The following is a 2183-nucleotide window of genomic DNA, read 5'->3' on the forward strand; positions in this document are numbered from 1 at the left end:
GGCGCAGCAGCGCCAAGATCGGCGCGGGCAAGTTCAGGCCGCTACGACCGCTGCAACCGGCTTAGCGTGCTTTATTTTCCGTTTTCTGAGGCGACCCCTCCCTGAGCGCTTACCCCAAGCGACTACGACAAAATCCGACTCAACGTCCGGCGCCAGTTCCAGAGGAACCGGCCAGGAATCCGTGCTGGTGACCCAGGCAGATGTGGGCCACTTCGTTTTCATTGGTTTCTAACTTTGCGTCCTGTCAAAATTAACTCGGGCCTTTAGGGAAAGCAATCGCAACTTCGCGGCGCAAAAAAAAAAGAAGCTCGCATTACTGCGAGCTTTATCTCACTAGTCAGATATCGTGAAGTCCGAAGCGTAGTCTGCGGTACTTCCGTCTGCTAATTTCCCGCTAGGGTGCAGTGGCGGATACCTTGCTCCATCCCGGCACCGGATCGAAGGACTGGATGCCATCGGCGCGCGCACTCGTGTTCTTGCCCAGATCCCGTTCGTAGACCTGCCCTTCGTGATTGACGATGAAGCTCTTGATGCCGGTTTCGCCGTACTTGACGGGCCACGCCAGTACCGCGAACCCGCCGAACAAGCGGCCATTCACGAGGTAGTTGTACTGTCCGCCCGGTGCCGCAGGCCCCTGCGACGTGAGCAGCTTGAATCGGTAGCCGTTATAGCCCTCTGCACTGGCATTGCGGCCCACAGCGCGCAGGAAGGCTGACCCCAGCGGGCTCTCGGGCTCGCCGGCCGACGTCGGCCAATACAGGCCGTCACGCTTGCCAGGCGAACTGACCAGATGCGCGGCGTAGACCAGCATTCCGTCGCCCGAATGATCGGTGCTCGCATATTCGCGCTGCGCATCGTAGACCGCCAGCATGGTCTGGATCGTCGACAACTCGTTACGGCCGATCCGGCGCAAGCGGATTTCGGTCAAGCCGGCTTGCGTATCGAACTGCCACTGTCCGTTGCGCCTGACCAGTGGGATGGGCATCGTCCAGCCATCATTGCCGACGGCGATGCGGGCAGTGTTGTCGTCCTGCTTCTGGATCGAGTGCGACTGGCTCCAGGCGGACAGGAACTTGTAGCGAATCTCGGCCCCCAGTGGCGGGATCAGCCGACGTGCCTGATTCCCGAAAATGGCGTCGATGGCGGTGTCGTTGCTCGTGGTGACCGCATCGCCAAACGCGTTCATCGCGGCCTCGGGAGTGGCGAACGACTTTTGCGCATGCGCGGCCGGCACCAGGCCGAGCGTCAGCATGAGCGGCACCGCGGTGGCCGTGATGGCCATTCGCAAGATACGGGTCAAAGCGAGCATGAATGTCCCCTTCTGCATACCCTGGTGTGTCGCATATCAACGCCTTCCGCCGCCGCCACGGCCACCACCACCGCCGCCGCGTCCGCCGCCGCCGCTGAATCCACCACCGCCGCGTCCTCCCCCTCCGCTAAAGCCACCGCCACCGCCGCCACCACGCTGACCACCGCTAAATCCTGCCTGGCTGGAACTGGCCCGGCCACGATCCAGGTCACGCTGGGCCGTGCTGCCGCCGCCTACGCCCTGGAATGCGTTGTCGCGTCCGCCGCCACCGTAGCTGTTTCGATTACCGCCGCCCGCGCTTCGGTCGGCAACGCCGGCACTCCGGTCTCCGACACCCGCGCCACGATCCCCGCCTCCGGCGCTCCGGTCAGCAACACCCGCACGATCCGAGCCGCCCATGCGGTCACCCGTGCTGGCGCGGTTACCGCCACGATCGCCGCCCCTGTCACCACCGCGGTCGCCCGCACGATCCCCTGCGCGGTCGCCTTGCCGATTTCCGGCCCGGTCACCTGCCCGGTCTCCCGCGCCATCGCGGCCACCTTCGCGGCCACGGAAGTCATTGCGCCTGTCGGCGCCGCCCACGTTGTTGCCGAACTTCTCCCGCGTAGCGTTATCGCGATATGCCACGCCCTTGCGATGGCTGGAATCGTGCTGCCAGCGGTTGCCGTTCTGGACCTTGGTCCGGTCGAAGTTGCGGTCGATGTTCGCCGCCTTGTTGACGTTGATATTGACGTCGCCACCGCCCCAGTTGCAGTTCGAGAAGATCGCGCCAGCGGCGGCCAGTCCAACGCCCCAGGCGAAGCCGGTCATCAGAGCGCCACCAGGATAGTAATAAGGTGACGGCGGCCAGTAATACGGCGGGGAGGGCGGGGAG

The 2183-nt window shown here is 64.2% G+C and carries 2 protein-coding genes; both read right to left on the bottom strand.

The genetic code is table 11. From position 1 onward, the window contains the following. Nucleotides 1–394: 394 nt before the first annotated feature. The gene (locus RN01_RS32285) at nucleotides 395–1309 is read right to left on the bottom strand and encodes a DUF2950 domain-containing protein (RefSeq protein WP_024569729.1); all 915 of its coding nucleotides are present in this window, start codon (nucleotides 1307–1309) and stop codon (nucleotides 395–397) included. A 36-nt stretch (nucleotides 1310–1345) separates the two neighbouring features. Next, nucleotides 1346–2183: DUF3300 domain-containing protein (locus RN01_RS34215; protein WP_039016858.1), on the bottom strand; the 838-nt coding region annotated here is incomplete at its 5' end.

This window comes from Cupriavidus sp. SHE (assembly GCF_000812445.1).
Taxonomy (GTDB): Bacteria; Pseudomonadota; Gammaproteobacteria; order Burkholderiales; family Burkholderiaceae; genus Cupriavidus; species Cupriavidus metallidurans.